Source organism: Erwinia sp. Eh17-17 (genome assembly GCF_039675725.1).
GTDB lineage: Bacteria > Pseudomonadota > Gammaproteobacteria > Enterobacterales > Enterobacteriaceae > Erwinia.
The window spans coordinates 678,757-705,700 of sequence record NZ_JBDFQT010000001.1; the positions used below are offsets into that span (position 1 = coordinate 678,757).

A 26,944-nucleotide genomic window follows, 5' to 3' on the forward strand; every position below is an offset into this window, starting at 1 on the left:
ATAAGGGGAAAGTCGGGGAAAAACAGCCCGGCAGAAGAGCGCCGGGCTGAATAGTGAACGCGGTCACAGCTTATTTAACGTTACCGCAGGTCAGACAGAACGCGTAGCGATTCTGTGGGTCATTCAGTTTCCCCATCAGGCCAGGCTGATCTTTCATGGCGGTCATTACATCCAGCATCGGTGCTGGCAGATAGGCTTTCAACGCTTCAGGCAGGGCGGCGTGCGCAGAGGCATCGACCTGACTGAACAGCACGTCAATTAAGCTGGGTTCATTCTGATACCAGTTAAGCTGAGGCTGTTTCAGTTTCGCCAGTTCTGCGGCTTTGGCAACCGCGTCGTCAAAGTCACCAAGCGCATCAACCAGCCCGTTGGCTTTCGCATCGCTACCGGTCCAGACGTGACCCTGAGCAATCTGGTCAATCTGTTCCGGCGTTTTGTTACGTGACTTCGCCACCAGGCCTATGAAGTTTTTATAGCCGTTCTCAATGGTTAACTGCATTAACTGCTGAACTTCGACCGGCAGCGCCTTAGTGCTGGCAACATCTGCCAGCGGCGAGGTCGCCACACCGTCAGTGTGCACGCCAATCGCATCCAGCGAGTTTTCAACGGTGTTAATCACGCCAAAGATGCCAATGGAACCGGTCAGCGTGTTCGGGCTGGCGATGATGTAGTTAGCCGGGGTAGACACCCAGTAACCGCCAGACGCTGCCATGCCACCCATCGACACCACCACCGGCTTACCGGCTGCTTTAGCCGCATCCAGTTCTTCACGGATCATTTCTGACGCCGTCACGCTGCCGCCGGGGCTGTTAACGCGGAAAACAATGGCTTTAATTTTCGGGTCGAGGCGCGCATCGCGAATTTCCAGTGCGGTGGTATCGCTACCAACGCTGCCCGGCGTCTCTTCGCCATCCATAATGGCGCCATTAGCCATGATCACCGCAATATTGCCGTCGGTGTTCTGATCATTTTTCACCGGATAATCATAGATGCTGGTGCCCTTGTAGTCCTTCGCCTGTTCATCCCAGCCAAAGACTTTCACCAGCTGTTGATCGACAACAGAAGGAGAGGCCAGCTCATCGATCAGCTTGCTGTCTTTGGCATAGAGGGCGCTATCCCCACCGGCTTTCTGCAGGCCATCCAGCACACCCTGTGCGCCAGGGAACACCTGGTCGGCGGTGATCTGGCGATTCGCGGCCAGCGTGTTGACATAGTTCTGCCACAGCTCACCGACCCAGCGGCTGTCAGCGTCGCGCGCGGCGGGGGACATATCATCACGCAGGAAAGGTTCCACCGCCGACTTATAGGTGCCGACGCGGAAGACGTGTGAGCTGACTTTCAGTTTATCCAGCAGCGTCTTGTAGTACAGACCGTTAGTGGCAAAGCCGTGCAAATCGACCGTTCCCTGCGGAGAGAGATAGATTTTGCTGGCAAAGCTGGCGAGATAATATTGCGCCTGGCTGTAGCTGTCACCGATGGCATAAATTGGCTTACCGCTGTCGCGGAACTCGCGCAGTGCTTTACCGATATATTGCAGTGACGGCTGATCGGCCCCGGCAAAATTTTGCAAATTCAGCACCATGCCGGTGATTTTCGCATCGCCTTTCGCCTGACGAATGGCGTCAACCACATCGAACAGCGAATTCTCTTTCAGACGGTCGCTGCTGGCTCCCAGAAATTGACGGCCCAGTTTGCTCATTGTGCTGCTGACGGACGGCTTGTCCACCACGACACCGCTCAGATCGACGGTCAGCGCGCCTTTCTGAACTTCAGCCGGGCTTGAGGCGCTGTTAAACTGGAACCAGATGCCGACGCCAACCAGGATCAGAAGGATCAGGAAAAGGTTGAGAATAAATTCGCGTACGAAATTCAGCACCCGCCATGTCCACTTAAAAAAATTAGCGATAATTCGCCACAAGACGCGCATAAACTCTCCACATTCGCAATGAAATGCCCGGCGCAGTCGAAGTCAGTGACAACGTAACCGCAGAACCGGGCAGTAATAGTCCATATCCTAATTAGCAGTGGCGTAATTGTCAGCAGGAAAAAGCGCAATGCTGTAACAAAACATCATCCTGTGCTAGTTTCTGCGGGATACAAATTATTATCAGGAGGAAGTAATGGATGCTCTGGAATTACTGGTGAACCGTCGCTCTGCATCGCGTCTGGCGGCACCCGCCCCGGCAGGAGAGGTACTGGAAAATATTCTACGTGCAGGAATGCGCGCTCCCGACCACGGCACACTGCAACCCTGGCGCTTTGTCATTGTTGAAAATGAAGGGCGCGACCGCCTGAGCAAGCTGCTGGAGAGCGTGTCGGTTGACGGCAAACTCGATGAGAAAGCGATCGACAAAGCCAGGCAGGCACCGTTTCGTGCGCCGATGATTATCACTGTGGTGGCACATTGTGAAGAGCATGCAAAAGTTCCACGCTGGGAACAGGTGGTTTCAGCCGGGTGTGCCGTGATGGCAATGCAGATGGCCGCTGCGGCCCAGGGCTTCAACGGTATCTGGCGCACCGGCTCCTGGACAGAGAATGACGCGGTGCGTCAGGCTTTCCATTGTCGTCAGCAGGACGCCATTGTTGGCTTCCTCTACCTGGGAACGCCGCAGCTGAAATCGTCGACAAATGTCGTGCCGTCCGACACTGCGCCATTCGTTAGCTATTTCTGAGTGGGGCCAGGGATGAACGAGAACGCGATTCGTCTGACGCAGTACAGCCACGGAGCAGGCTGCGGATGCAAAATTTCCCCGAAGGTGCTGGATACCATTCTGCACAGCGAACACCCGTTGCGCACCGATCCTAATCTGCTGGTGGGCAATGAGACACGTGATGATGCGGCGGTTTACGATCTGGGTAACGGCACGGCGGTCATCAGCACCACCGACTTTTTTATGCCTGTCGTCGACGATCCTTACGATTTCGGACGCATTGCAGCCACTAACGCCATCAGCGACATCTGGGCGATGGGGGGTAAACCGATCATGGCGATTGCCATTCTCGGCTGGCCGGTTAACGTGCTGGCACCGGAGATTGCACGTAAGGTGATAGAAGGCGGGCGCAGCGTGTGTGAACAGGCCGGTATCAGCCTGGCGGGCGGGCACTCTATCGATGCACCGGAGCCGATCTTTGGCCTGGCCGTGACCGGCATGGTCAATACTGCTCAGGTGAAGCGCAACAGTGAAGCGCTGCCGGGTTGTCGCCTCTATATTACCAAGCCGCTGGGCATAGGCGTTCTGACTACTGCAGAGAAAAAATCACTGCTGCGTCAGGAACATCAGGGCCTGGCAACGGCAACCATGTGTCAGCTTAACCAGGTGGGAGCCGCCTTCGCTGCTGAGGCGGGCGTCAGTGCGATGACTGACGTCACCGGTTTCGGTCTGCTGGGGCACCTCAGCGAGATGTGCCAGGGGGCAGGTCTGCATGCCGATCTGTGGTTCAGCGCCATCCCAAGGCTGTCGGGTGTGGAAGAGTATATCGCCCTGGGCTGCGTACCCGGTGGCACCGGGCGTAACTTCGCCAGCTACGGACATCTGGTGGGGGCCATGAACGATGCGCAGCGCCAGTTACTGTGCGATCCGCAAACCTCTGGCGGACTGCTGCTGGCGGTGTTACCCGGTTCAGAGGCTGCGGTTGAGGCTATCGCCGCCGACCATGCCATTTCGCTAACCCCCATTGGCGAACTCCTGCCGGCGGTTGCCGGACGGGCCGTTATTGAAGTCAAACCCTGAGCAGGAATTCACCCCCGGATGCGTTTGTTTATTGCCGAGAAACCCAGTCTTGCCCGCGCTATTGCGGATGTCCTGCCGAAGCCTCACCGCCGCGGTGATGGTTACATTGCTTGTGGTCCCGACCAGGTAGTGACCTGGTGCGTGGGGCACCTGTTAGAACAGGCTCAGCCAGACAGCTATAACAGCCGCTTTGCGCGCTGGTCGCTGGCTGATCTGCCCATTGTGCCGGAAAAGTGGCAGCTCCAGCCGCGCCCTTCAGTGGCCAAACAGCTTAATGTGATTAAAGGGCTGCTGGCTCAGGCCAGCGAAGTGGTCCACGCCGGTGACCCGGACCGCGAGGGTCAGCTGCTGGTTGACGAGGTGCTGGATTATCTGACGATGCCCGCAGAGAAGCGGGCAAAGGTGCAACGCTGCCTGATCAACGATCTCAACCCGCAGGCGGTGGAAAGAGCCATCGGGCGGCTGCGTGAAAACCGCGAATTCATCCCGCTGTGCGTCTCGGCGCTGGCGCGTTCGCGCGCCGACTGGCTTTACGGCATCAATATGACCCGCGCGTACACTCTGCTGGGGCGTAACGCCGGATATGATGGCGTACTGTCAGTCGGCCGTGTACAGACGCCGGTGCTGGGGCTGGTGGTGCGGCGCGATGAAGAAATTGAAAACTTCGTAGCGAAAGACTTCTTTGAAGTAAAAGCCCATATCGTTACGCCTAAAGAGGAGCGTTTTGTCGCGCTCTGGCAGCCCAGCGAGTCCTGCGAGCCTTATCAGGATGAAGAAGGTCGGCTGCTTCATCGACCGCTGGCCGATCACGTGGTGGCGCGCATCGACGGCCAGCCTGCGCGCGTCACCAGTTACAATGATAAGCGCGAGAACGATACCGCGCCTTTACCCTTTTCTCTGTCTGCCTTACAGATTGAGGCGGGCAAGCGTTTCGGACTAAGTGCACAAATCGTTCTTGATACCTGCCAGCGCTTATACGAAACCCATAAGCTGATCACCTATCCGCGTTCAGACAGCCGCTACCTGCCTGACGAACATTTCGCCGGGCGTCAGGCGGTGCTGAATGCCATTAATGTCCATCAGCCTGACTTGACCCCGCCAGCGGACTTCAACAGTGACCTGAAAAACCGCTGCTGGGATGATAAAAAAGTCGATGCTCACCATGCCATTGTTCCGACCGCACGCAGCAGCCGGGTGAGCCTGACTGATAATGAGCAGAAAATATACCGGCTGATTGCCACGCAGTACCTGATGCAGTTCTGCCCGGATGCCGTGTACCGCAAGTGCGTGATCGAACTGGATATCGCCGGCGGCAAATTCGTCGCAAAAGCACGATTTCTGGCTGAAGCAGGCTGGCGCGCGCTGCTGGGAAGCAAAGAGCGGGATGAAGAAAATGACGGCACGCCGCTGCCGGTCGTGGCAAAAGGCGACGATCTGCTGTGCGAGCGTGGTGAAGTGGTGGCCAAGCAGACTCAGCCACCGCGTCCTTTCACCGATGCGACCCTGCTGTCAGCTATGACGGGCATTGCCCGCTTTGTGCAGGATAAAGATCTAAAGAAAGTGCTGCGTGCGACCGATGGATTAGGAACGGAAGCTACGCGTGCCGGCATTATCGAGCTGCTGTTTAAACGGACTTTTTTGTTTAAAAAAGGGCGTTATATTCACGCCAGCCCGGCGGGACGCGCGTTAATCCACTCACTGCCAGAAATGGCAGCGCGGCCAGATATGACCGCGCAGTGGGAGTCCACGCTGACTAAAATCAGTGAGAAGCAGTGTCGCTATCAGGATTTTATGTTCCCTCTGGTAGAAACTCTGCACAGTCTGATCCACCAGGCGCGGCAGCAACCCTCCGCACAGGCTTTTCGCGGCGTGACGGCTCCGGCAGCGGCGGCAAAGAAAAAGCCACGTCGTAAAGCGACGAAAGAGAAGGAAAGCGAGTGATGAAACGGTATCTGGCAGTAGCCCTGTTGTTGACCCTCAGCTCATCGGCAATGGCTGAACGCTATATCAGCAGCGGGCAGGGGCATGGCGGTAACAACAGCGGCGGTAACACTGATGTCGTGGTGGATATGCCCCCTGAAGTCTGGACTCAGGGACGTAACAATAATCAGTCGTCCTGTCAGAATTGCTGTATCTATGAGAACCAGAGCTATACGGAAGGTGCGGTGCTGAAGAGTGAAGGCGTACTGTTGCAGTGCGCCCGCGACCCGCAGTCGCTGGGAACCAACAATCTTATCTGGCGTATTGTGAAATGATCGCAGCCTGAGATGCCTGCCTGACGGCAGGCATTTTTTTTATCCACCGCTATGAGAAATCAAACTGTGCCCAGATAGGGGCGTGGTCAGACGGTTTTTCCATGGCGCGGATGTCGTAATCAATGCCGGTGGCAATACAGCGCTCAGCCAGCGGCTTACTGGCGAGAACCAGGTCGATACGCAGTCCGCGATTATCGTCAAAGCCCCTGGAGCGGTAATCGAACCAGGAGAAGCGGTCGTTGACGTCGGTGTTTTGCGCGCGCCAGGTATCGACCAGGCCCCAGTTCATCAGGCGATCCATCCATTCACGCTCTTCCGGCAGGAAAGAGCATTTGCCGGTGCGCAGCCAGCGCTTACGGTTATCATCACCAATACCAATGTCCAGATCGCTGCTGCTGATATTCATATCGCCCATAATCAGCACCTGATTTTCCGCTTTCTGCTGGTGTTCCAGATAGCTTTGCAGGTCGCGATAGAATTTCTCTTTCGCCGGGAATTTGGTGGGATGGTCACGACTTTCACCCTGTGGGAAGTAACCGTTAATTACGGTGAGCGGACCAGAAGGGGTCTGGATATCCGCCATGATGATCCGGCGCTGTGCATCTTCATCATCACCGTCGAAGCCCCTGCGCACGGCGATCGGCGCTTCTTTGGTCAATAGTGCGACACCATAGTGGCCTTTCTGGCCGTGATAAAACACGTTATAGCCGAGTTTCGCCACGTCTTCGAGCGGGAACATATCGTCGTGAACTTTAGTTTCCTGCAGGCCAATCACGTACGGCTGATGCTGTTCAACAATAGCGGCAAGTTGATGAGGTCGAGCGCGCAGCCCGTTGATATTAAAAGAAACAAATTTCATAGCGCAGGCCATTTAGCGTGAGAAAAGAGGGCGGAATGGTAGCAGATGTCAGGCTGATAACGAAATATTGCTGTGACAGGTGGCGTTGTCCCACTGCGTTCGACTCAAACCTTCGGGTCGAAGCTTCTCATCCTTCCCCGTGGGGAACATGGAAGTGTGGAGCAAATTTGGCAGTGTACGGGTACTTAAAGATGGTGGTGGGGGAAGGATGACTGCGTCGCTGCGCTCCTTGCCCTGCGGGCCGCCACGGGTGGCGTTGTCTCACTGCGTTCGACTCAAACCTTCGGGTCGAAGCTTCTCATCCTTCCCCATGGGGAACATGGAGGTGTGGAGCAAATTTGGCAGTACGGGTACTTTAAGATGGTGGTGGGGGAAGGATGACTGCGTCGCTACGCTCCTTGCCCTGCGGGCCGCCACAGGTGGCGTTGTCTCACTGCGTTCGACTCAAACCTTCGGGTCGAAGCTTCTCATCCTTCTCCTTGGGGAACATGGAGGTGTGGAGCAAATTTGGCAGTACGGGTACTTAAAGATGGTGGTGGGGGAAGGATGACTGCGTCGCTGCGCTCCTTGCCCTGCGGGCCGCCACAGGTGGCGTTGTCTCACTGCGTTCGACTCAAACCTTCGGGTCGAAGCTTCTCATCCTTCCCCGTGGGGAGCATGGAATTGTGGAGCAAATTTGGCAGTGTACGGGTACTTAAAGATGGTGGTGGGGGAAGGATTCGAACCTTCGAAGTCGATGACGGCAGATTTACAGTCTGCTCCCTTTGGCCGCTCGGGAACCCCACCAGGGGAAGCGTGTTAACAAGTACAAAGTCTGAATTCGTGGAATGGCGTTGTCCCACCGCGTTCAATCCGAATGTCGATATCGAATCTTCTCATCCTTCCCGTAGGGAATTCTGCAGCGGTATGACGGACATTTCGTATCGTGAGACAGGAAATGGTGGTGGGGGAAGGATTCGAACCTTCGAAGTCGATGACGGCAGATTTACAGTCTGCTCCCTTTGGCCGCTCGGGAACCCCACCACTGGCCTGACACTGTGCTTGTTAAGCGGGGCGCATCATATCAAATGAAGTGACACTGTAAAGCCCCGTTTTGCATAAAGTGGCGCGTTTGTCGTTTTTTTACCCGTGATGCTGTTTTGTCATACAAAACAGCATCATCCGGGTCACAGAATGATGGTGCGGTTACCGTAAACAAACACGCGCTGCGCCAGCACCTGATACAGGGCGCGGCTCAGGGCATTTTTCTCCACATCACGACCAGCCCGCATCATGTCTTCAGCCGTGTAGGTGTGATCAACATGGATCACGTCCTGCATGATGATCGGACCTTCATCCAGATTGTCATTCACATAGTGCGCGGTGGCTCCGATAATTTTCACTCCGCGTTCGTACGCCTGATGGTAGGGGCGTGCGCCGATAAAGGCAGGGAGGAAAGAGTGGTGAATATTGATAATCTGGTTCGGGTAGCGCTGGACAAAACCTGGCGTCAGCACACGCATGTATTTTGCCAGTACCACATAGTCAGGCTGGTAACGGTCAATTTCCGCCGCCATATTGGTGTCGTGTTCGTCGCGGGTTAAGCCCTCATGGCTGACCAGAACGAACGGAATATCAAAGCGTTCAACCAGCGTGCGCAGCGTATCGTGGTTGCCAATCACGGCCGCAATTTCTACGTCCAGCCCGCCGTAAGCACTCTTCATCAGCAGGTCACCCAGGCAGTGCGCCTCTTTAGTGACCAGAATGACAATGCGGCGACGGCCGGCTGGCTGCAGTTCGCGCACTGAACCAGCTGGCAGGGCGCTGTCGAGGTCAGCCAGCAGCGTGGTGTCATTGAAGATGCCTTCCAGCTCGGTACGCATAAAGAAACGCCCGGTGCGATGGTCGACGAACTCATTGTTTTGTACAATGTTCAGCTCGTGCTTGTAGCAAATATTGGTGATTTTCGCGATCAACCCTTTAGCGTCCGGGCAGATAGTGCGTAGAACTTTACGTTGCAGTGTTTGCGCTTGCATTGCGATGGTAATCCTGTCGATACAAAAGGGAAATCCGGGTCAAGAGTGACCACAGCATTTCTTGTATTTTTTTCCAGAGCCACACGGACACTGGTCATTACGCCCGATTGGCGGGAAAGTGCCGTCAATATAGTACCAGCGTTGTTCCTCACGAAGAAAGCGTGAACGTTCATGAATAAAACTTTCACGGCCATTTTCAGTAAATCGAGCAAAAAAAGTCACATAACCCTGATTAGATTCCGGCACTGTTTCATGACTCAGGAGGGTTAATCCCAGCCACTGCGTCGAAGGATAGCTCTCTTCAATCGCCGCGCTAAATCGCTCAGCGTGGCAGGAAGGGTGCCAGGTGGCAACCAGATAACGTGTATCCTGCATCACATAAGCGCTGTAGCGCGAGCGCATCAGCGCCTCTGGCGAATCTGGTATTGCAGTACCATTTAGATACGGCCCACAACATAAGCTATACTGCAATCCGCTACGGCACGGACAATGTTCAGACACGTTGACTCCGGAAGTTTTATAACAGGTAAAAAAGCAGTTCAGGCGTCATGATAACCGGGCAGTCGCGGTGATGCCATTGTGTTCTTTCAGCAGGGCCAGAGGTGTAATGAGACAGGTTAAAATCGGACTTGCGCTGGGATCGGGTGCAGCCAAAGGATGGGCGCATATCGGGGTGATTAACGCTCTGGAACGCGCGGGTATTCGTATTGACGTCGTGGCAGGGTGTTCTGTCGGCGCGCTGGTGGGTGCGGCTTATGCCACTCATCGCCTGCCCGTTATGGAGCGCTGGGTGCGCTCCTTCAGTTACTGGCAGGTCATTCGCCTGATGGATCTCTCCTGGCAACGCGGTGGTCTGATTCGCGGCGAGCGCGTCTTTAGCCACGTGCGCAGGCTGATTGACTGCGATACCATTGAGCAGTGCGATCTCCCTTTTGGCGCCGTTGCCACCAACCTGAGCACCGGGCGTGAGCTGTGGTTGACGGAAGGCGATCTGCATCAGGCGGTAAGGGCCTCCTGCAGCATGCCCGGTCTGCTGGCGCCAGTTAGCTGGAACGGTTACTGGCTGGTGGATGGTGCGGTGGTCAATCCGGTGCCAATTTCACTGACGCGTGCGCTGGGCGCCGATATTGTCATTGCTGTTGACCTGCAGCACGATGCGCATCTGATGCAGCAGGACCTCTTCTCTGTGACGCCAGAATCTTCGGATGTTAACCCCCAGTCAGCCCAGCCTGATAGCTGGCGTGACCGTTTGCGTCAGCGCATTGGTCGTATGACGTCGCGCAAGCTGAATTACACGCCTGGCGCGATGGAAATTATGTCCACTTCTATTCAGGTGTTGGAGAATCGCCTCAAGCGTAACCGCATGGCGGGCGATCCCCCTGATGTTCTGCTACAGCCTTTCTGCCCACAAATTTCCACCCTGGATTTTCATCGTGCAGAAGAAGCGATTGAAGCGGGGAGGCTTTCAGTTGAGAAACAAATGGATGAATTGTTGCCTTTGGTTCGTGACAGGCAATAGCGTGGTCGAAAAGCGACGACTTCAGTCAATTCTGAGAGGCGCAAAGGGCGTTTATAGGCCACTATTGAGGTATCTGTAATGCAGGGGGATACAATGGAAAAACCATTAACGGGAAAACACATTCTCATCGTTGAGGACGAAGTCGTTTTCCGTTCCCTGCTGGATAATTTTCTGAGCGCCCTTGGTGCCACCGTCAGCCTGGCTGATGATGGTGTTCATGCGCTGGAAACCATGACTCATTCGCTTCCCGATCTGATGATATGCGATCTGGCGATGCCGCGAATGGGCGGGATCCAACTGGTGGAACATGTGCGGAGCAAGGGCGGTGCCATACCGATTCTGGTCATTTCTGCCACGGAGAACATGTCAGATATTGCGCACGTTCTGCGTCTTGGCGTACAGGACGTCTTGCTTAAACCGGTGAAAGATCTGGGAAGACTGCGTGAAGCGGTGTTTGAGTGCCTTTATCCGTCGATGTTTACCTCGAAAGTCGAAGAGGACGAGCAGCTGTTCCAGGACTGGGATGCGCTGGTCAGCGATCCTCAGGCCGCCGCGAAGCTGCTGAAAGAGCTGCAACCGCCCGTGCAACAGACGATCGCCAACTGCCGGATTAACTATCGCCAGTTGACTATGGCTGAGCAGCCGGGGCTGGTGCTGGATGTTGCCGCGCTCTCAGACAAAGATCTGGCTTTCTACTGTCTGGACGTGACGCGTGCAGGGGACAACGGCGTGCTTGCAGCCCTGCTGCTGCGGGCATTGTTCAATGGTCTTTTGCAGGAGCAGCTATCCGGCCAGGGGCCGCGGCTGCCTGAACTCGGTGCGTTACTTAAACAGGTCAATCTGCTGCTAAGGCAGGCCAATCTTAAAGGGCAGTTCCCACTGCTGGTTGGTTATTATCATCAGGGATTAAAGAATCTCATTCTGGTTTCCGCGGGTTTAAATGCCACGCTGAATATCCAGACCCACCAAATTCAGCTGAGCAATGGCGTTCCTCTTGGCACCTTTGGCAGCACACATCTTAATCAAATCAGCCAGCGCGCCGATGCCTGGCAGTGTCAGGTATGGGGCGCCGGAGGGCGGCTACGCCTGATGTTGTCTACAGATTAGCCTTGGCGCGACTATTTTCATCTGGCCCTGCAAGACAGGGCCAGTGATTCGCTTTACACTTAGGTAATAGTCTTAATTTGCGTAGAAATGGTCTAACCAGGATAAATCCGCGTGGGTTCAACTGATATACTCACTTCGTTATTTTAACTCGACATATCAAGTAATAACTTGAACGGCCTAAAGAGAGGTACTTTGATGTCTGCCTATAAGTCCAAAGTAAAAAAAGCGGTTATCCCTGTTGCTGGTTTGGGAACACGTATGTTGCCTGCCACCAAAGCGATTCCAAAAGAGATGCTGCCGCTGGTTGATAAGCCGCTGATTCAGTATGTCGTAAACGAGTGTATCGCCGCTGGGATCAATGAAATTGTGCTGGTTACGCACTCTTCTAAAAACTCCATTGAAAACCACTTCGATACCAGTTTTGAGCTGGAAGCAATGCTGGAAAAACGCGTTAAGCGTCAGCTGCTGGAAGAGATTCAGTCAATCTGTCCACCACACGTTACCATCATGCAGGTCCGTCAGGGTCTGGCGAAAGGCCTCGGCCACGCGGTGATGTGTGCCTGGCCGGTGATTGGCAATGAGCCTGTGGCGGTGATCCTGCCAGACGTCATCATTGATGAATATGAATCTGACCTGTCAAAAGAAAACCTGGCAGAGATGATGAAGCGCTTCGACGAAACCGGCCACAGCCAGATCATGGTTGAACCTGTTGCCGACGTGACCGCGTACGGTGTGGTTGACTGCCAGGGCGCAGAACTGAAGCCTGGCGACAGCGCACCGATGGTTGGCGTTGTAGAGAAGCCAAAAGCTGACAAAGCCCCTTCTAACCTCGCGGTTGTTGGTCGCTACATTCTGTCTGCGGATATCTGGCCTCTGCTGGCGAAAACCCCTCCAGGTGCGGGCGATGAAATTCAGCTGACTGACTCAATCGCCATGCTGATGGAAAAAGAAACCGTAGAAGCTTACCACCTGAAAGGTGTTAGCCATGACTGCGGTAACAAACTGGGCTACATGCAGGCCTTCGTTGAATACGGTGTGCGTCATAACACCTTAGGCAGCGATTTCAAAGCCTGGCTGGAAAGCACCGTTGGTAATAAAAAGTAAGTTTAATTTCTAACCGGGACAATTCAATGAAAGTCACCGTATTTGGTATCGGCTATGTTGGTCTGGTTCAGGCTGCAGTTCTGGCCGAAGTCGGACATGACGTTCTTTGCATCGATGTCGACGAGAACAAAGTCGAGAATCTGAAGAAAGGGATCATTCCTATATTTGAACCGGGCCTGACGCCGCTGGTTATGCAGAACTATGAGGCGGGTCGCCTTAAGTTCTCCACTGACGCTGAAGCTGGCGTTAACCATGGTGTGATGCAGTTCATTGCTGTCGGCACGCCACCGGATGAAGATGGCTCGGCTGACCTGAAATATGTTACCGCCGTGGCGCGTACCATTGCTCAGCATATGCAGGACCACAAAGTGGTACTGGACAAGTCGACGGTGCCAGTGGGTACGGCCGATAAGGTCCGTCAGGTAATGGAAGAAACACTGAAAGGGCGCGGCGCTGACCTGACCTTTGATGTTGTCTCCAACCCTGAGTTCCTGAAAGAAGGGGCTGCAGTCAGCGACTGTATGCGTCCTGAACGTATTGTTATCGGTACTGATAATGACGATGTGGTTGAACTGCTGCGTGAACTCTATGAGCCGTTTAACCGTAATCACGATCGTATGATCCTGATGGATATTCGTAGTGCTGAATTGACCAAGTATGCGGCTAACTGCATGCTGGCGACCAAAATCAGCTTTATGAATGAGATCTCAAACCTGGCAGAACGCCTGGGTGCGGATGTTGAAAAAGTCCGTCAGGGTATTGGTTCTGATTCACGTATCGGCTATTCGTTTATCTATCCTGGCTGCGGTTACGGTGGTTCCTGCTTCCCGAAAGATGTCCAGGCGCTGATCCGCACCGCAGAACAGATTGGCTATAAGCCGCGTCTGTTGCAGGCGGTAGAAGATGTGAACGATTCACAGAAAAATAAACTGCCAACCTTCATTAAGCGCCACTTTGGTGACAATCTGCAGGGCAAGACCTTTGCCGTGTGGGGGCTGTCATTCAAACCTAACACCGATGATATGCGTGAAGCATCCAGTCGTGTGCTGATGGAAGCGTTATGGCAGGCAGGTGCAACGGTTCAGGCGTTTGACCCTGAAGCGATGGACGAAGCACAGCGCATTTATGGTCACCGCAGCGATCTCAAGCTGATGGGAACCAAAGAGGCGGCTCTGCAGGGTGCTGATGGCCTGGTCATCTGTACCGAATGGCAGAACTTCCGTGCACCTGATTTTGACGTCATTAAAAATGCTCTGAAAGAACCCGTGATTTTTGATGGTCGTAACCTGTATGATCCGGAAAGAATCAGCAAGCGCGGTTTTGTTTATTATGCAATCGGCCGCGGAGCATCTCTTCAAATTGCATAATTAACGAGGGTAGTATGAAATATCTGGTCACCGGCGCAGCAGGTTTTATTGGCTTCCATGTCACCCAACGTCTGCTTGCTGCCGGTCACCAGGTTGTCGGTCTCGACAACCTGAATGATTATTATGACGTCAATCTCAAGACCTCCCGTCTTGATCTGATTAATACCCACCCTGATTTTACCTTTGTGAAAGGCGACCTTGCCGATCGTGAAGGCATCGCCGAGCTGTTCCGCTCTCAGCGCTTCCAGCGTGTTATCCACCTTGCTGCCCAGGCAGGCGTGCGTTATTCGCTGGATAATCCGCTGGCTTACGCTGATGCTAATCTGACGGGACATCTGAATATTCTTGAGGGATGTCGCCACAATCAGGTTGAACACCTGCTGTATGCCTCTTCCAGTTCGGTATATGGTCTTAACCGTAAGATGCCGTTCTCCACTGACGATTCCGTTGACCATCCCGTGTCGCTTTATGCGGCGACGAAAAAAGCCAACGAACTGATGTCTCATACCTATTCTCATCTTTATGGTATTCCGACCACGGGCCTGCGCTTCTTTACCGTATATGGTCCGTGGGGACGCCCGGATATGGCGCTGTTTAAATTTACCCGCGCTATTATCGCAGGTGAAAAAATAGACGTTTATAACCACGGTGAGATGCGCCGTGACTTTACCTATATCGATGACATCGCCGAGGCTATTTTACGCCTGCAAGATGTTATCCCTCAGTCGGATAAAGACTGGACGGTAGAGGAGGGGAGTCCGGCAACCAGCTCGGCACCGTACCGGGTTTATAATATCGGTAACAGCCAGCCGGTGACGCTGATGGCGTATATTGAAGCGCTGGAGAGTGCTCTGGGTCAGGTTGCGGAGAAAAATATGCTGCCTATGCAGCCTGGCGACGTGATGGAAACCAGCGCTGATACCTCGGCGCTTTATAAGGTGATTGGATTTAAACCGCAAACGTCGGTGAGTGAAGGTGTGGCTCGCTTCGTTGAGTGGTACAAAGGTTTCTATCAGGTTTAAATGCCTGTCAGAGCAGAGTAAAGAAAAGGGAGCCATGCGGCTCCCTTTTTTTATCTGTACCTGGTGATTATTACTAAAAGTAGGACCAAAAAAACCCCATTTAAATATGGGGTAGTAGAGACGGACCCTGAGCAGAATTACAGCAGGAAATCTTCCAGCTTTTTGCCTTGCTCTTCGATCGCTTTCTTGATTACGGCTGGGGTACGGCCCTGACCTGTCCAGGTTTTGCTTTCGCCGTTTTCGTCGATGTAAGAGTATTTAGCCGGACGCGCTGCACGTTTTGCTTTACCCGGTGCTTTAGCCGCAGCCAGAGTAGACAGTAATTCATTAGGATCAATACCGTCAGCGATAAGCATATCGCGATACTGCTGGAGTTTGCGCGTACGTTCTTCAACTTCTGCCTGAGCCTGGCTGTCTTCGTCGCGACGTTCATTAACGACAACTTCCAGTTTCTCCAGCATTTCTTCCAACGTTTCCAGGCTACATTCTCTTGCCTGGGCACGCAGCGTGCGGATATTGTTCAGGATTTTAAGTGCTTCGCTCATTGTCCAATTCTCTAAATTATATTGATAGGGATGATTCTGCCTGATAATAATAGTGTTCGCTCTTGCTAACTGCAATAGTTAATTTTGTAAGAAGTCTGAATGAGCTAATAGCCAGCAAAAAATAGTTGATTGAGTGATTCGCGAATATCTAAAGGCAGAAAAATAATCTTCATTTTAACCTCGTTTTTTTGCGGTAATGCACCACATTGCCGGGGTTTGTTTATAGTTAAATTCTGTGCAGGTTGTGCCTGACATGCCATTTCTCTGTATTGGCTCCATGGGATATTCCTTACCTGAAAGCGTTCACTTCTTCACTTTATGATACACTTCAGCCATCTTTGGTGACTCCTGGAGTAGGGCTGATGGCTCAACTTTATTTCTATTACTCAGCAATGAATGCCGGAAAGTCGACGGCGTTGTTGCAGTCTTCTTATAATTACCATGAGCGCGGTATGCGCACGCTGATCTATACCGCCGAAATTGATAACCGATTTGGCGCCGGTCGGGTCAGTTCCCGTATCGGTCTTTCCTCGCCTGCTAAGTTGTTTAATAACAGTACGCTTTTGTATGATGAGATAAACGCTGAGCATCAGATGGAACCGGTTCACTGTGTGCTGGTCGATGAATGTCAGTTTTTAACGCGCGATCAGGTAAAAACATTATCTGATGTTGTCGATGATTTAGATATACCTGTACTTTGTTACGGATTGCGTACAGATTTTCGCGGCGAATTATTTACCGGCAGTCAGTATCTGCTGGCTTGGTCTGATAAGCTGGTTGAATTAAAAACCATTTGCCACTGCGGCAGAAAAGCCAGCATGGTATTACGCCTGGATGAAACCGGAATGCCGTTTAAAGAAGGGGCGCAGGTGGAAATAGGGGGCAATGAGCGTTATGTCTCAGTGTGTCGTAAGCACTACTATGAAGCGCTGGCGAGTGGTTCACCCCACGCTATTTATGGCCGCCATCACGCCGCTGAGAATTTCTGACATCTTCTGACGCCGGCTGATTTTTTACTCCTGACCGATAATAAGCCTATAAGCATGGCTTACGCTTCTGTTCATAAAAAAACCCGCAATCTGCGGGTTTTTTTATTGCTCAGCGCTTATCGTTTCGCTTTACGCTCAGTTTTCTTTGTTTCGCCTGCGACTGCGCTGACGGCATCAGCAACTTCTGCAAAGGGCTCAACAAAGTCACGACCGTAGAAGCTATCCAGCATGATTTGTTTCAATTCTGCAATCAGCGGATAACGTGGGTTAGCGCCGGTGCACTGGTCATCGAATGCGTCATCGGCCAGCTTGTCCACCTTAGCCAGGAAGTCAGCTTCCTGTACGCCCGCTTCACGGATAGATTTAGGAATACCCAGTTCGGCTTTCATTCCGTCCAGCCACACCAGCAGTTTTTCAATTTTCTGTGCGGTGCGGTCACCCGGTGCACTGAGGCGCAGGTGGTCAGCAATTTCAGCGTAACGACGACGAGCCTGAGGGCGGTCGTACTGGCTAAACGCAGTCTGTTTAGTCGGGTTGTCGTTGGCGTTATAGCGGATGACGTTACAAATCAGCAGCGAGTTCGCCAGACCGTGAGGAATATGGAACTCTGAACCCAGCTTGTGCGCCATAGAGTGACACACCCCAAGGAAGGCGTTGGCAAACGCGATACCTGCGATAGTGGCGGCGTTATGGACGCGTTCACGTGCAACCGGGTTTTTAGCCCCTTCGTTATAGCTGGCTGGCAGGTTTTCCTGCAGCAGTTTCAGCGCCTGAAGTGCCTGACCGTCTGAGTATTCGTTCGCCAGCACAGACACATAGGCTTCCAGTGCGTGTGTCACTGCATCAAGCCCACCGAAGGCGCACAGAGATTTCGGCATATCCATCACCAGGTTGGCATCAACAATCGCCATATCCGGGGTCAGGGCGTAGTCTGCCAGCGGATATTTCTGGCCGGTTGCGTCATCGGTGACGACGGCAAATGGTGTGACTTCAGAACCGGTACCTGAGGTGGTGGTTACCGCGATCATTTTCGCTTTGACACCCATTTTCGGGAACTTGTAGATACGTTTACGGATATCCATAAAGCGCAGCGCGAGCTCTTCGAAGTGCGTTTCCGGATGTTCGTACATCACCCACATGATTTTCGCAGCATCCATCGGGGAACCACCGCCGAGGGCGATAATTACATCCGGTTTAAAGGAGTGCATCTGTTCAGCACCTTTACGAACAATGCTCAGCGTCGGGTCGGCTTCGACTTCAAAGAACACTTCGGTTTCAACGCCGCGCGCTTTCAGAACGTTGACGATCTGGTCGGCGTAGCCGTTATTAAACAGGAAGCGGTCGGTGACGATAAAGGCGCGTTTGGCCCCATCGGTGGCGACTTCATCCAGTGCGATAGGCAATGAGCCGCGACGGAAGTAGATAGACTTAGGAAGTTTATGCCACAACATATTCTCTGCTCGCTTAGCCACGGTTTTCTTGTTGATCAGATGTTTTGGTCCGACGTTTTCAGAAATTGAGTTACCCCCCCATGAGCCACAGCCCAGCGTCAGGGACGGTGCGAGTTTAAAGTTATACAGGTCACCGATACCACCCTGTGAGGCCGGGGTGTTAATCAGGATACGCGCCGTCTTCATTTTGTCGCCGAAGTAGTTCACGCGTTCACGCTGATTGTCCTGGTCGGTATACAGGCAGGAGGTATGGCCGATACCGCCCATAGCCACCAGTTTTTCCGCTTTGCTAACCGCGTCGTTAAAGTCTTTGGCACGGTACATTGCCAGCGTCGGGGACAGTTTTTCATGCGCGAAGGGCTCTGACTCGTCAACCAGTTTCACTTCACCAATCAGGATCCGGGTGTTGCCTGGGACACTGATTCCCGCCATTTCAGCAATTTTCACGGCTGGTTGCCCGACAATGGCGGCATTCAGCGCGCCATTCTTCAGGATGATGTCCTGAACGGCTTTCAGCTCTTTGCCCTGCAGCATGTAGCCGCCGTGGCTGGCAAAGCGTTCGCGAACCGCATCATAAGCACTGTCGACGACAATCACAGACTGTTCGGAGGCGCAGATAACCCCGTTGTCGAAGGTTTTTGACATCAGGATGGAGGCAACGGCGCGCTTAATATCCGCCGTTTCATCGATAACGACCGGGGTATTACCCGCACCAACACCGATAGCCGGTTTACCAGAGCTGTACGCGGCTTTCACCATGCCTGGACCACCGGTGGCCAGAATCAGGTTGATGTCCGGGTGGTGCATAAGTTGGTTTGACAACTCAACAGAAGGAACGTCAATCCAGCCGATAATGTCTTTCGGCGCACCCGCAGCAATTGCTGCCTGCAACACAATATCAGCCGCTTTGTTCGTGGCATTTTTAGCGCGAGGGTGTGGCGAGAAGATGATACCGTTACGCGTTTTGAGGCTGATCAGCGCCTTGAAGATAGCGGTAGAGGTAGGGTTAGTGGTTGGTACGATACCACAAATGATCCCGATAGGTTCTGCGATGGTGATGGTGCCGAAAGTATCGTCGGTAGCAAGAATGCCGCAGGTTTTTTCGTCTTTATAAGCGTTGTAGATGTATTCGGAGGCGAAGTGGTTTTTGATCACTTTATCTTCCACGATACCCATCCCGGATTCTGTAACGGCCATTTTGGCCAGAGGAATGCGGGCATCAGCGGCTGCCAGTGCGGCGGCGCGGAAAATTTTGTCTACTTGTTCCTGAGTAAAGGTGGCAAATTCGCGCTGGGCTGCTTTAACACGTTCTACCAGTGCATTAAGTTCAGTGATATTAGTAACGGCCATGAGGCTCTCCTGAAAGTTAAACTCTATTAGTAAACAAGTCAGAACTAGCCATTATAGTCGTATCGCTTAACAACGCCGGATGATGCTGGCCGGGAGACTAAAAAGGTTCTAATAGGCTTACTAAAAGAGTCTGGGGTTGCGCCTGCTGGCTGTTCCCCTTTCGCTACGCTATCAACTCCTTTTGATGCCCCTGAGCATAACGGGTGTCTGAAGGTGAAAAGATGATTCAGATCATTAATTATGTAAGCTGATACCATTCAGCCTGAGAATGAATCCCCTCCGGTGGCGATTTATTTTCTGAGTGAAAACGATGTAACGTGCTGATTTTTCGATGTGTTGTTTTTTTCTTATTTTTTAGTGATAAACACTGGCTGTGGCGGGCTATCCGGGGTAGATATTCCATGATTTGGGGATAGTTATTATCGGTCATTTCTATTACATTAGCCGCCATCAATCAGTCCCTCTACAGGAGCGCGGAGTGAATCCTGCACTTTTAGATCTGTCTGGCTACATCAAATTTTTTGTTGGGCTGTTTGCACTGGTTAACCCCATAGGGATTATCCCGGTCTTTATCAGTATGACCAGCTATCAGATACCGGCTGCGAGAAACAAGACCAACCTGACGGCCAACCTGTCCGTCGCAATCATTCTGTGGACAGCGCTGTTCCTGGGCGACGGTATACTGCATATCTTCGGTATTTCCATCGACTCCTTCCGCATTGCGGGTGGTATCCTGGTTGTCACGATTGCCATGTCGATGATCAGCGGCAAGCTGGGTGAAGATAAGCAAAACAAGCAGGAGAAATCGGAGAGCGCCATTCGTGAGAGTATTGGCGTGGTTCCGCTGGCGCTACCGCTGATGGCCGGCCCTGGTGCCATCAGTTCGACGATTGTCTGGAGTACGCGCTATCACAGCTGGCAGAATCTGTTGGGCTTTAGCGTCGCTATCGCGCTGTTTGCGTTTTGCTGCTGGCTGTTGTTTCGTGCTGCCCCCCTGATGGTCAGAGTCCTGGGCCAGACCGGCATCAACGTGGTGACGCGTATCATGGGGTTACTGTTGATGGCGCTGGGAATTGAATTTGTGGTGACTGGATTGCGCGCACTGTTTCCGGGGCTGACAAATTAACCCGCTGTAAATTCTATGATGATCGGGAAAAGGCGCATTTAATGCGCTTTTTTTTATTGCCCAGAAAAATAGCGCACCAAAATATAGCATTGCACGGTTTTGATGCATCACATTGGTGCAAATATTCATTTATCTTAATGCTGTAGATGAATTATTAATGTAATTACTGCAAACCGACATTAACGCCAAGTGTATATGTTGGATGTTATTTTCTTCACATGTTGGTATGACTGCTTGCGGCATTTTTTTTAGTTAAAACTGCTTCTATTATGGAAAAGTGTAGTGATTGTAAGGGTCTTTTCTATTTTTCAGCCATATTTGCCTATAAAACACACGGAAAGTGTTTTGTTTTTGTTCTTTTTTTGACTTTCTATCCTTTTTATTAATAAAAATCATAATGTTATCTGTTATTTTTCGATGATAAATAACACTTTGCCCCTGCTTTTTATCATGATAAAAGAGAAATGGTTAACATTTTTAGTATTTAGCTTTAGCGCAAATGAGACCCTTCTGATAATTTTCCAGACGTAGCGGAAAAACTGGCACTGGAAATGCAAACCAGAGGCTGGGGTTTGAGAAGCAGGTTAGTACGCCATAACCTGACACCGTATCGGACACGACAGCGTACGGCCTGGCCGGGCGCTGAAGGGTGATAGCAAGCAGTCCTCGCAGTATGAGTATAAAAAAAACAAACCGGGCGGCCTCGTTCCGCTGCCCGGTGAAGTTTTCCCTGAATGGGATCGCCACGGTGCCTGGCACTCGTCGCTTTTAATAAAAACAGGAGTGAGTAATAAAATGACCAACATCACGAAGAAAAGTCTGATCGCCGCTGGCGTGATGGCTGCGCTGGGCTCAATGACGGGAAATATGGCGCTGGCCGCTACCGTACCTGCGGGCGTAGAACTGGCCGCAAAACAGGAGCTGGTGAAAGGGAATGGGGCGGAGCTACAGTCGCTTGATCCGCACAAAATTGAAGGCGTACCTGAGTCCAACGTAAATCGCGATGTGCTTGAAGGTCTGGTTATCAGCGATTCACAGGGGCATCCGATCCCTGGCGTGGCAGAAAGCTGGGACAACAAAGAGAGCAAGGTGTGGACATTCCACCTGCGTAAAGATGCAAAATGGTCAAACGGCGAGCCGGTGACCGCACAGGATTTCGTTTACAGCTGGCAGCGCCTGGCTGACCCTAAAACCGCCTCTCCTTATGCCAGCTATCTGCAGTATGGCCACCTGGCGAATATCGACGATATCATTACCGGTAAAAAAAGCCCGGATACCCTGGGTGTGAAAGCGATTGATGCCAACACGCTGGAAGTGACGCTCAGCGAACCGGTACCGTATTTCTACAAGCTGCTGATCCATCCTTCCATGTCACCGGTGTACAAACCGGCCGTAGACAAATTTGGTGATAAGTGGACTCAGCCAGCAAACTGGGTGGGTAACGGTGCCTTTAAACTGTCAGAGTGGGTGGTTAACGAACGCATCGTGCTGGTACGTAATACCGAATACTGGGACAATAAAGATACCAAACTGGACAAAGTCACCTTCCTGCCGATCTCTTCTGAAGTGACCGACGTTAACCGCTATCGCAGCGGCGGCAGTGATATGACCTATAACAACATGCCGATCGAGCTGTTCCAGAAGCTGAAAAAAGATATCCCGACAGAAGTACACGTTGATCCTTATCTCTGTACTTACTACTACGAAATCAACAACCAGAAGCCTCCGTTCAACGACCCGCGCGTACGTGCCGCGCTGAAGCTGGGTATTGACCGTGACATCATCGTCACCAAGGTGAAAGGCCAGGGCGATCTGCCAGCCTACAGCTACACCCCACCTTACACTGAAGGGATTAAACTGACTCCGCCTGAGTGGTTCGGCTGGTCACAGGAAAAACGTAACGAAGAAGCGAAGAAATTACTGGCTGAAGCCGGTTATACCGCCGACAAGCCGCTGACCTTCAGTCTGCTGTACAACACCTCCGACCTGCACAAAAAGCTGGCCATTGCTGCCTCGTCCATCTGGAAGAAAAATCTGGGTGTTAACGTTAAGCTGGAAAACCAGGAGTGGAAAACGTTCCTTGATACCCGTCATCAGGGTAACTTTGACGTTGCCCGTGCCGGCTGGTGTGCTGACTACAATGAGCCAACGACCTTCTTAGGCACCATGCAGTCGAACAGCAGCAACAATACCTCACACTATAAGAGTGAGGCGTTTGATAAAGCGATGGATGCTGCGCTGGCCTCGCCAGATGAAGCGACCCGTGCGACCCGCTATGCCGATGCTGAAAAAATCCTCGATAAGGATTCTGTCATCGTGCCGGTTTACTACTACGTGAATGCCCGTCTGGTGAAACCTTACGTCGGTGGCTATACCGGTAAAGATCCACTGGATAACGTTTACGACAAAAACCTGTATATCATCAAACATTAATGACCGGCGCCGGGGAGGGTAAACCTTCCCCGGCAGGCCTTTTTTCGAGCAGTGTTGTGGCAGTAAGCCGGGCAGGTAGGGCAATGTTAAAATTCATTTTTCGTCGTTTTCTTGAAGCGATTCCGACGCTATTTATTCTGATCACCATCTCATTCTTTATGATGCGTCTGGCACCCGGTAGCCCTTTTACCGGTGAGCGCACGTTGTCACCTGAAGTTATGGCCAACATTGAGGCCAAATATCATTTGAACGATCCCATCCTCACCCAGTACGGCAGCTATCTGAAACAGCTGGCGCACGGAGATTTTGGTCCGTCGTTTAAATACAAAGATTACACCGTTAACGATCTGGTCGCCGGGTCCTTCCCCGTTTCTGCCAAACTGGGGGCGGCCGCGTTCCTGTTTGCACTGGTGCTGGGCGTGACGGCAGGCGTCATTGCGGCGCTGAAGCAAAACACCCGATGGGATTATGCCGTCATGGGCGTGGCGATGACGGGGATCGTCATCCCCAGCTTTGTCGTAGCACCGCTGCTGGTCCTGCTGTTTTCCATCACTCTGAAGTGGCTTCCTGGCGGTGGATGGAACGGAGGGTCGCTGAAATTTATGATCCTGCCGATGGTGGCGCTGTCACTGGCTTATATCGCCAGTATCGCGCGTATCACCCGTGGGTCGATGATTGAAGTACTGCATTCTAACTTCATTCGTACCGCGCGCGCCAAAGGCCTGCCGATGCACCGCATCGTGCTGCGCCACGCGCTGAAACCCGCGCTGCTGCCGGTGCTTTCCTACCTGGGGCCGGCGTTTGTTGGCATCATTACCGGTTCGATGGTGATTGAAACCATCTATGGTCTGCCGGGCATCGGTCAGCTGTTTGTTAACGGCGCGTTGAACCGTGACTACTCGCTGGTATTAAGCCTGACCATTCTGGTCGGGGCGTTGACCATTTTATTCAATGCGATTGTTGACGTGCTGTACGCGGTCATCGATCCAAAAATTCGTTACTGATCCAGGAGCTGGAGATGATTTTTGTTAAGAAAAACAGCGAAGCTCTGGAGAATTTCAGTGAAAAGCTTGAGATCGAAGGGCGCAGCCTGTGGCAGGATGCACGCCGCCGTTTTATCCATAACCGTGCGGCGGTAGCCAGCCTGTTTGTGCTGCTGCTGGTGGCGCTGTTTGTGATTTTTGCCCCCATGCTGTCGCAGTTCACCTACGACGACACTGACTGGGCAATGATGTCAGCGGCACCGGATATGAGTTCCGGCCACTACATGGGCACTGACTCCTCAGGCCGCGACCTGCTGGTACGCGTGGCTATCGGCGGGCGCATCTCGCTGATGGTGGGTATCGCGGCCGCGCTGGTGGCGGTGGTGCTTGGCACGCTTTACGGGACGCTGGCCGGTTATCTCGGTGGCCGTACCGACTCCGTGATGATGCGTCTGCTGGAGATCCTTAACTCCTTCCCGTTTATGTTCTTCGTCATTTTGCTGGTGACCTTCTTTGGTCAGAACATTCTGCTGATCTTCGTGGCTATTGGCATGGTGTCGTGGCTGGATATGGCGCGTATCGTCCGCGGTCAGACGCTGAGCCTGAAGCGTAAAGAATTTATTGAAGCGGCAGAAGTGGGCGGCGTCTCGACGTTCAACATCGTCCTGCGCCATATTGTGCCGAACGTGCTTGGGGTAGTGGTGGTGTATGCCTCACTGCTGGTACCCAGCATGATCCTGTTTGAATCCTTCCTGAGCTTCCTCGGTCTGGGTACGCAGGAACCTCTGAGTAGCTGGGGAGCCTTGCTCAGCGACGGTGCAAACTCAATGGAAGTGTCGCCGTGGCTGCTGCTGTATCCAGCCGGTTTTCTGGTGATCACTCTGTTCTGCTTCAACTTTATCGGCGATGGCCTGCGTGATGCCCTCGACCCGAAAGACCGTTAAGGAGTTTCCCAATGAGCGTAATTGAACTACAGCCTGCAAAGGCAAAAACCCAGGGAAGCGAACGGCTGCTGGATGTGAAAGACCTTCGCGTGACTTTCAGCACCCCTGACGGTGATGTAACGGCGGTTAATGACCTGAATTTCAGCCTGAGTGCCGGTGAGACCCTCGGTATTGTCGGGGAGTCCGGTTCCGGTAAATCGCAGACAGCATTCGCCCTGATGGGCCTGCTGGCGAGTAACGGGCGCATCGGCGGTTCGGCGCGCTTTAACGGCAGTGAGATCCTCAACCTGCCGGAGAAACAGCTCAACCGGCTGCGTGCTGAACAGATAGCGATGATCTTTCAGGACCCGATGACCTCGCTTAACCCTTATATGCGCGTGGGCGAGCAGCTGATGGAAGTGCTCCAGCTGCACAAAGGCATGAGCGCCGCTCAGGCCTTCGAAGAGTCGGTCCGCATGCTGGACGCGGTGAAAATGCCGGAAGCGCGTAAGCGTATGAAGATGTTCCCGCACGAATTCTCCGGCGGCATGCGCCAGCGCGTGATGATCGCCATGGCGCTGCTGTGCCGTCCAAAGCTGCTGATTGCCGATGAGCCGACCACCGCGCTTGACGTCACGGTGCAGGCACAGATTATGACCCTGCTGAACGAGCTGAAGCGGGAATTCAACACGGCCATTATCATGATCACCCACGACCTCGGCGTCGTCGCCGGGATCTGTGATCAGGTGATGGTGATGTACGCCGGGCGCACCATGGAGTATGGCAAAGCGCGAGATGTCTTCTATCATCCCTCACATCCATACTCTATTGGGCTGCTGAACGCAGTACCGCGTCTGGATGCCGATGAAGGTGAAACGCTGATGACCATCCCTGGCAATCCGCCTAACCTGTCACGCCTGCCGAAGGGCTGTCCGTTCCAGCCGCGCTGCCCGCATGCGATGGACATCTGTTCCAGCGCGCCGCCTCTGGCCGCTTTTGGTGATGGACGACTGCGAGCCTGCTTTAAGCCCGTGGAGGAGCTGGTATGACAACGGTTGCTGAGAAAAAAGTATTACTGGAAATCGCCGATCTCAAGGTGCATTTCGATATTAAAGACGGGCGTCAGTGGTTCTGGCAGCCGCCCAAAACGCTGAAGGCCGTTGATGGCGTCAGCCTGCGTTTGTATGAGGGGGAAACCCTGGGCGTGGTCGGCGAGTCCGGCTGTGGTAAATCCACGCTGGCGCGGGCAATTATTGGCCTGGTGAAAGCGACAGAAGGGCGCGTTGCCTGGCTGGGGCGCGACCTGCTGGGGCAGAGCGCCGACGAGTGGCGCGCAGCGCGCAGCGATATCCAGATGATTTTCCAGGATCCGCTGGCGTCACTGAACCCGCGTATGAATATCGGGGAGATCATCGCCGAGCCGCTGCGCACCTATCATCCTCAGATGCCGCGTCAGGAAGTGAAAGACCGCGTGAAGGCGATGATGATGAAGGTCGGGCTGCTGCCTAACCTGATCAACCGCTATCCTCACGAATTCTCAGGCGGCCAGTGCCAGCGCATTGGTATTGCGCGTGCGCTGATCCTCGAACCGAAGCTGATTATCTGTGATGAACCCGTCTCAGCGCTGGATGTTTCGATTCAGGCGCAGGTAGTTAATCTGCTCCAGCAGCTCCAGCGTGAAATGGGGCTTTCACTGATCTTCATCGCGCACGATCTGGCGGTAGTGAAACACATTTCTGACCGCGTGCTGGTGATGTACCTGGGTCACGCCGTGGAGCTGGGCACCTATAAAGAGGTGTATCAGAACCCGCAGCATCCTTACACTCGTGCGCTGATGTCGGCGGTGCCGATCCCGGATCCAGACCTTGAAAAGCAGAAAGTGATTCAGCTGCTGGAAGGGGAACTGCCGTCACCGATCAACCCGCCATCAGGCTGTGTATTCCGCACCCGTTGCCCGATTGCCGGCCCCGAATGCGCTAAGACGCGGCCTCTGCTGGAGGGCAGCTTCCACCATGCTGTCTCCTGCCTGAAAGTCGATCCGCTCTGATTTTTATTTCTGTCTGACCTCGTTATCTTCCCGCATTGAGCTTTCAATGCGGGTTTTTTACTTTCATTCTTATAGTGCTTGATCTTCTTTCCTCCGCCGCCAAAATACGCCTTCGCAA

Annotated in this window: 22 protein-coding genes, 2 tRNA genes and 3 other RNA genes; 16 read left to right on the plus strand and 11 right to left on the minus strand. The window is 53.1% G+C overall.

From position 1 onward, the window contains the following. Positions 1–70 precede the first annotated feature (70 nt). Positions 71–1,927: a signal peptide peptidase SppA gene (gene sppA, locus ABEH87_RS02985; protein WP_346573768.1), complete on the minus strand. Its 1,857-nt coding sequence runs from the start codon at positions 1,925–1,927 to the stop codon at positions 71–73. A 193-nt stretch (positions 1,928–2,120) separates the two neighbouring features. On the opposite strand from sppA, the gene ABEH87_RS02990 reads away from it, so the two are divergent. The 4 genes from ABEH87_RS02990 to ABEH87_RS03005 are packed head-to-tail and all read left to right on the plus strand — an operon-like array spanning position 2,121 to position 5,986. Further along, positions 2,121–2,672 (plus strand): NAD(P)H nitroreductase, encoded by a 552-nt coding sequence (locus ABEH87_RS02990; protein ID WP_346573770.1) that lies wholly within the window; start codon positions 2,121–2,123, stop codon positions 2,670–2,672. A 12-nt stretch (positions 2,673–2,684) separates the two neighbouring features. Then, on the plus strand, positions 2,685–3,731 hold the full coding sequence (selD, locus tag ABEH87_RS02995; protein ID WP_346573772.1) for a selenide, water dikinase SelD: 1,047 nt from the start codon (positions 2,685–2,687) through the stop codon (positions 3,729–3,731). An 18-nt stretch (positions 3,732–3,749) separates the two neighbouring features. Beyond that, complete coding sequence (locus ABEH87_RS03000) at positions 3,750–5,672, plus strand: DNA topoisomerase III (RefSeq protein WP_346573774.1); 1,923 nt, start codon at positions 3,750–3,752, stop codon at positions 5,670–5,672. Then, complete coding sequence (locus ABEH87_RS03005) at positions 5,672–5,986, plus strand: YnjH family protein (protein WP_346574563.1); 315 nt, start codon at positions 5,672–5,674, stop codon at positions 5,984–5,986. The genes ABEH87_RS03000 and ABEH87_RS03005 overlap by 1 nt, the downstream gene beginning before the upstream one ends. Positions 5,987–6,035: 49 nt before the next feature. Here the strand turns inward: ABEH87_RS03005 and xthA are convergent, their stop codons facing one another. From xthA to ABEH87_RS03045, 8 genes are all read right to left on the minus strand, one after another. Continuing rightward, complete coding sequence (gene xthA, locus ABEH87_RS03010; RefSeq protein ID WP_346573775.1) at positions 6,036–6,845, minus strand: exodeoxyribonuclease III; 810 nt, start codon at positions 6,843–6,845, stop codon at positions 6,036–6,038. 192 nt (positions 6,846–7,037) lie between these two features. After that, positions 7,038–7,168: non-coding RNA, RtT sRNA (locus ABEH87_RS03015), on the minus strand. Between the two features lie 38 nt (positions 7,169–7,206). Then, positions 7,207–7,337: non-coding RNA, RtT sRNA (locus ABEH87_RS03020), on the minus strand. Between the two features lie 38 nt (positions 7,338–7,375). Further along, positions 7,376–7,506, minus strand: a non-coding RNA gene (locus ABEH87_RS03025) — RtT sRNA. A gap of 40 nt (positions 7,507–7,546) precedes the next feature. After that, a tRNA-Tyr gene (locus ABEH87_RS03030) sits at positions 7,547–7,631 on the minus strand. A gap of 152 nt (positions 7,632–7,783) precedes the next feature. Continuing rightward, positions 7,784–7,868, minus strand: a tRNA-Tyr gene (locus ABEH87_RS03035). A gap of 143 nt (positions 7,869–8,011) precedes the next feature. Beyond that, positions 8,012–8,860 carry a formyltetrahydrofolate deformylase gene (gene purU, locus ABEH87_RS03040; protein ID WP_346573777.1) on the minus strand — a complete coding sequence of 283 codons (849 nt, stop codon included), beginning with the start codon at positions 8,858–8,860 and terminating at the stop codon, positions 8,012–8,014. Between the two features lie 39 nt (positions 8,861–8,899). Beyond that, complete coding sequence (locus tag ABEH87_RS03045) at positions 8,900–9,361, minus strand: YchJ family protein (protein ID WP_346573779.1); 462 nt, start codon at positions 9,359–9,361, stop codon at positions 8,900–8,902. Positions 9,362–9,467: 106 nt separating this feature from the next. On the opposite strand from ABEH87_RS03045, the gene rssA reads away from it, so the two are divergent. The 5 genes from rssA (at position 9,468) to ABEH87_RS03070 (ending at position 14,979) form a co-directional block, all read left to right on the plus strand. Next, entirely contained in the window at positions 9,468–10,379 is a 912-nt protein-coding gene (gene rssA / locus ABEH87_RS03050; RefSeq protein ID WP_346573781.1) for a patatin-like phospholipase RssA, read from the plus strand. Positions 10,380–10,472: 93 nt separating this feature from the next. Next, positions 10,473–11,486: a two-component system response regulator RssB gene (rssB, locus tag ABEH87_RS03055; protein WP_346573783.1), complete on the plus strand. Its 1,014-nt coding sequence runs from the start codon at positions 10,473–10,475 to the stop codon at positions 11,484–11,486. Between the two features lie 195 nt (positions 11,487–11,681). Next, positions 11,682–12,590 carry a UTP--glucose-1-phosphate uridylyltransferase GalU gene (galU, locus tag ABEH87_RS03060; RefSeq protein WP_346573785.1) on the plus strand — a complete coding sequence of 303 codons (909 nt, stop codon included), beginning with the start codon at positions 11,682–11,684 and terminating at the stop codon, positions 12,588–12,590. 26 nt (positions 12,591–12,616) lie between these two features. Continuing rightward, entirely contained in the window at positions 12,617–13,957 is a 1,341-nt protein-coding gene (locus ABEH87_RS03065; protein ID WP_346573787.1) for a UDP-glucose/GDP-mannose dehydrogenase family protein, read from the plus strand. A gap of 14 nt (positions 13,958–13,971) precedes the next feature. Then, complete coding sequence (locus tag ABEH87_RS03070; protein WP_346573788.1) at positions 13,972–14,979, plus strand: NAD-dependent epimerase; 1,008 nt, start codon at positions 13,972–13,974, stop codon at positions 14,977–14,979. Between the two features lie 137 nt (positions 14,980–15,116). Here the strand turns inward: ABEH87_RS03070 and hns are convergent, their stop codons facing one another. After that, positions 15,117–15,524 (minus strand): histone-like nucleoid-structuring protein H-NS, encoded by a 408-nt coding sequence (hns, locus tag ABEH87_RS03075; RefSeq protein ID WP_346573790.1) that lies wholly within the window; start codon positions 15,522–15,524, stop codon positions 15,117–15,119. 362 nt (positions 15,525–15,886) lie between these two features. Here hns and tdk point away from each other — a divergent pair, with 362 nt between their 5' ends. Then, a complete protein-coding gene (tdk, locus tag ABEH87_RS03080) occupies positions 15,887–16,513 on the plus strand; it encodes a thymidine kinase (RefSeq protein ID WP_346573792.1) in 627 nt (208 codons plus the stop codon). Positions 16,514–16,629: 116 nt separating this feature from the next. Here tdk and adhE read toward each other — a convergent pair whose 3' ends face one another. Continuing rightward, complete coding sequence (gene adhE, locus ABEH87_RS03085; RefSeq protein WP_346573794.1) at positions 16,630–19,314, minus strand: bifunctional acetaldehyde-CoA/alcohol dehydrogenase; 2,685 nt, start codon at positions 19,312–19,314, stop codon at positions 16,630–16,632. Positions 19,315–19,792: 478 nt separating this feature from the next. On the opposite strand from adhE, the gene ABEH87_RS03090 reads away from it, so the two are divergent. From ABEH87_RS03090 to oppF, 6 genes are all read left to right on the plus strand, one after another. Next, the gene (locus ABEH87_RS03090) at positions 19,793–20,440 is read left to right on the plus strand and encodes a YchE family NAAT transporter (protein WP_346573796.1); all 648 of its coding nucleotides are present in this window, start codon (positions 19,793–19,795) and stop codon (positions 20,438–20,440) included. A gap of 795 nt (positions 20,441–21,235) precedes the next feature. After that, a complete protein-coding gene (gene oppA / locus ABEH87_RS03095) occupies positions 21,236–22,873 on the plus strand; it encodes an oligopeptide ABC transporter substrate-binding protein OppA (protein WP_346573798.1) in 1,638 nt (545 codons plus the stop codon). 83 nt (positions 22,874–22,956) lie between these two features. Further along, entirely contained in the window at positions 22,957–23,877 is a 921-nt protein-coding gene (gene oppB / locus ABEH87_RS03100; protein WP_346573800.1) for an oligopeptide ABC transporter permease OppB, read from the plus strand. Positions 23,878–23,891: 14 nt separating this feature from the next. Then, the gene (gene oppC / locus ABEH87_RS03105) at positions 23,892–24,800 is read left to right on the plus strand and encodes an oligopeptide ABC transporter permease OppC (RefSeq protein ID WP_346573802.1); all 909 of its coding nucleotides are present in this window, start codon (positions 23,892–23,894) and stop codon (positions 24,798–24,800) included. An 11-nt stretch (positions 24,801–24,811) separates the two neighbouring features. Then, positions 24,812–25,828, plus strand: coding sequence for an ABC transporter ATP-binding protein (locus ABEH87_RS03110; RefSeq protein WP_346573804.1), 1,017 nt, complete (start codon positions 24,812–24,814; stop codon positions 25,826–25,828). Next, positions 25,825–26,826 carry a murein tripeptide/oligopeptide ABC transporter ATP binding protein OppF gene (oppF, locus tag ABEH87_RS03115; protein WP_346573806.1) on the plus strand — a complete coding sequence of 334 codons (1,002 nt, stop codon included), beginning with the start codon at positions 25,825–25,827 and terminating at the stop codon, positions 26,824–26,826. Before ABEH87_RS03110 ends, oppF begins: the two co-directional genes overlap by 4 nt. Positions 26,827–26,944: the final 118 nt, after the last annotated feature.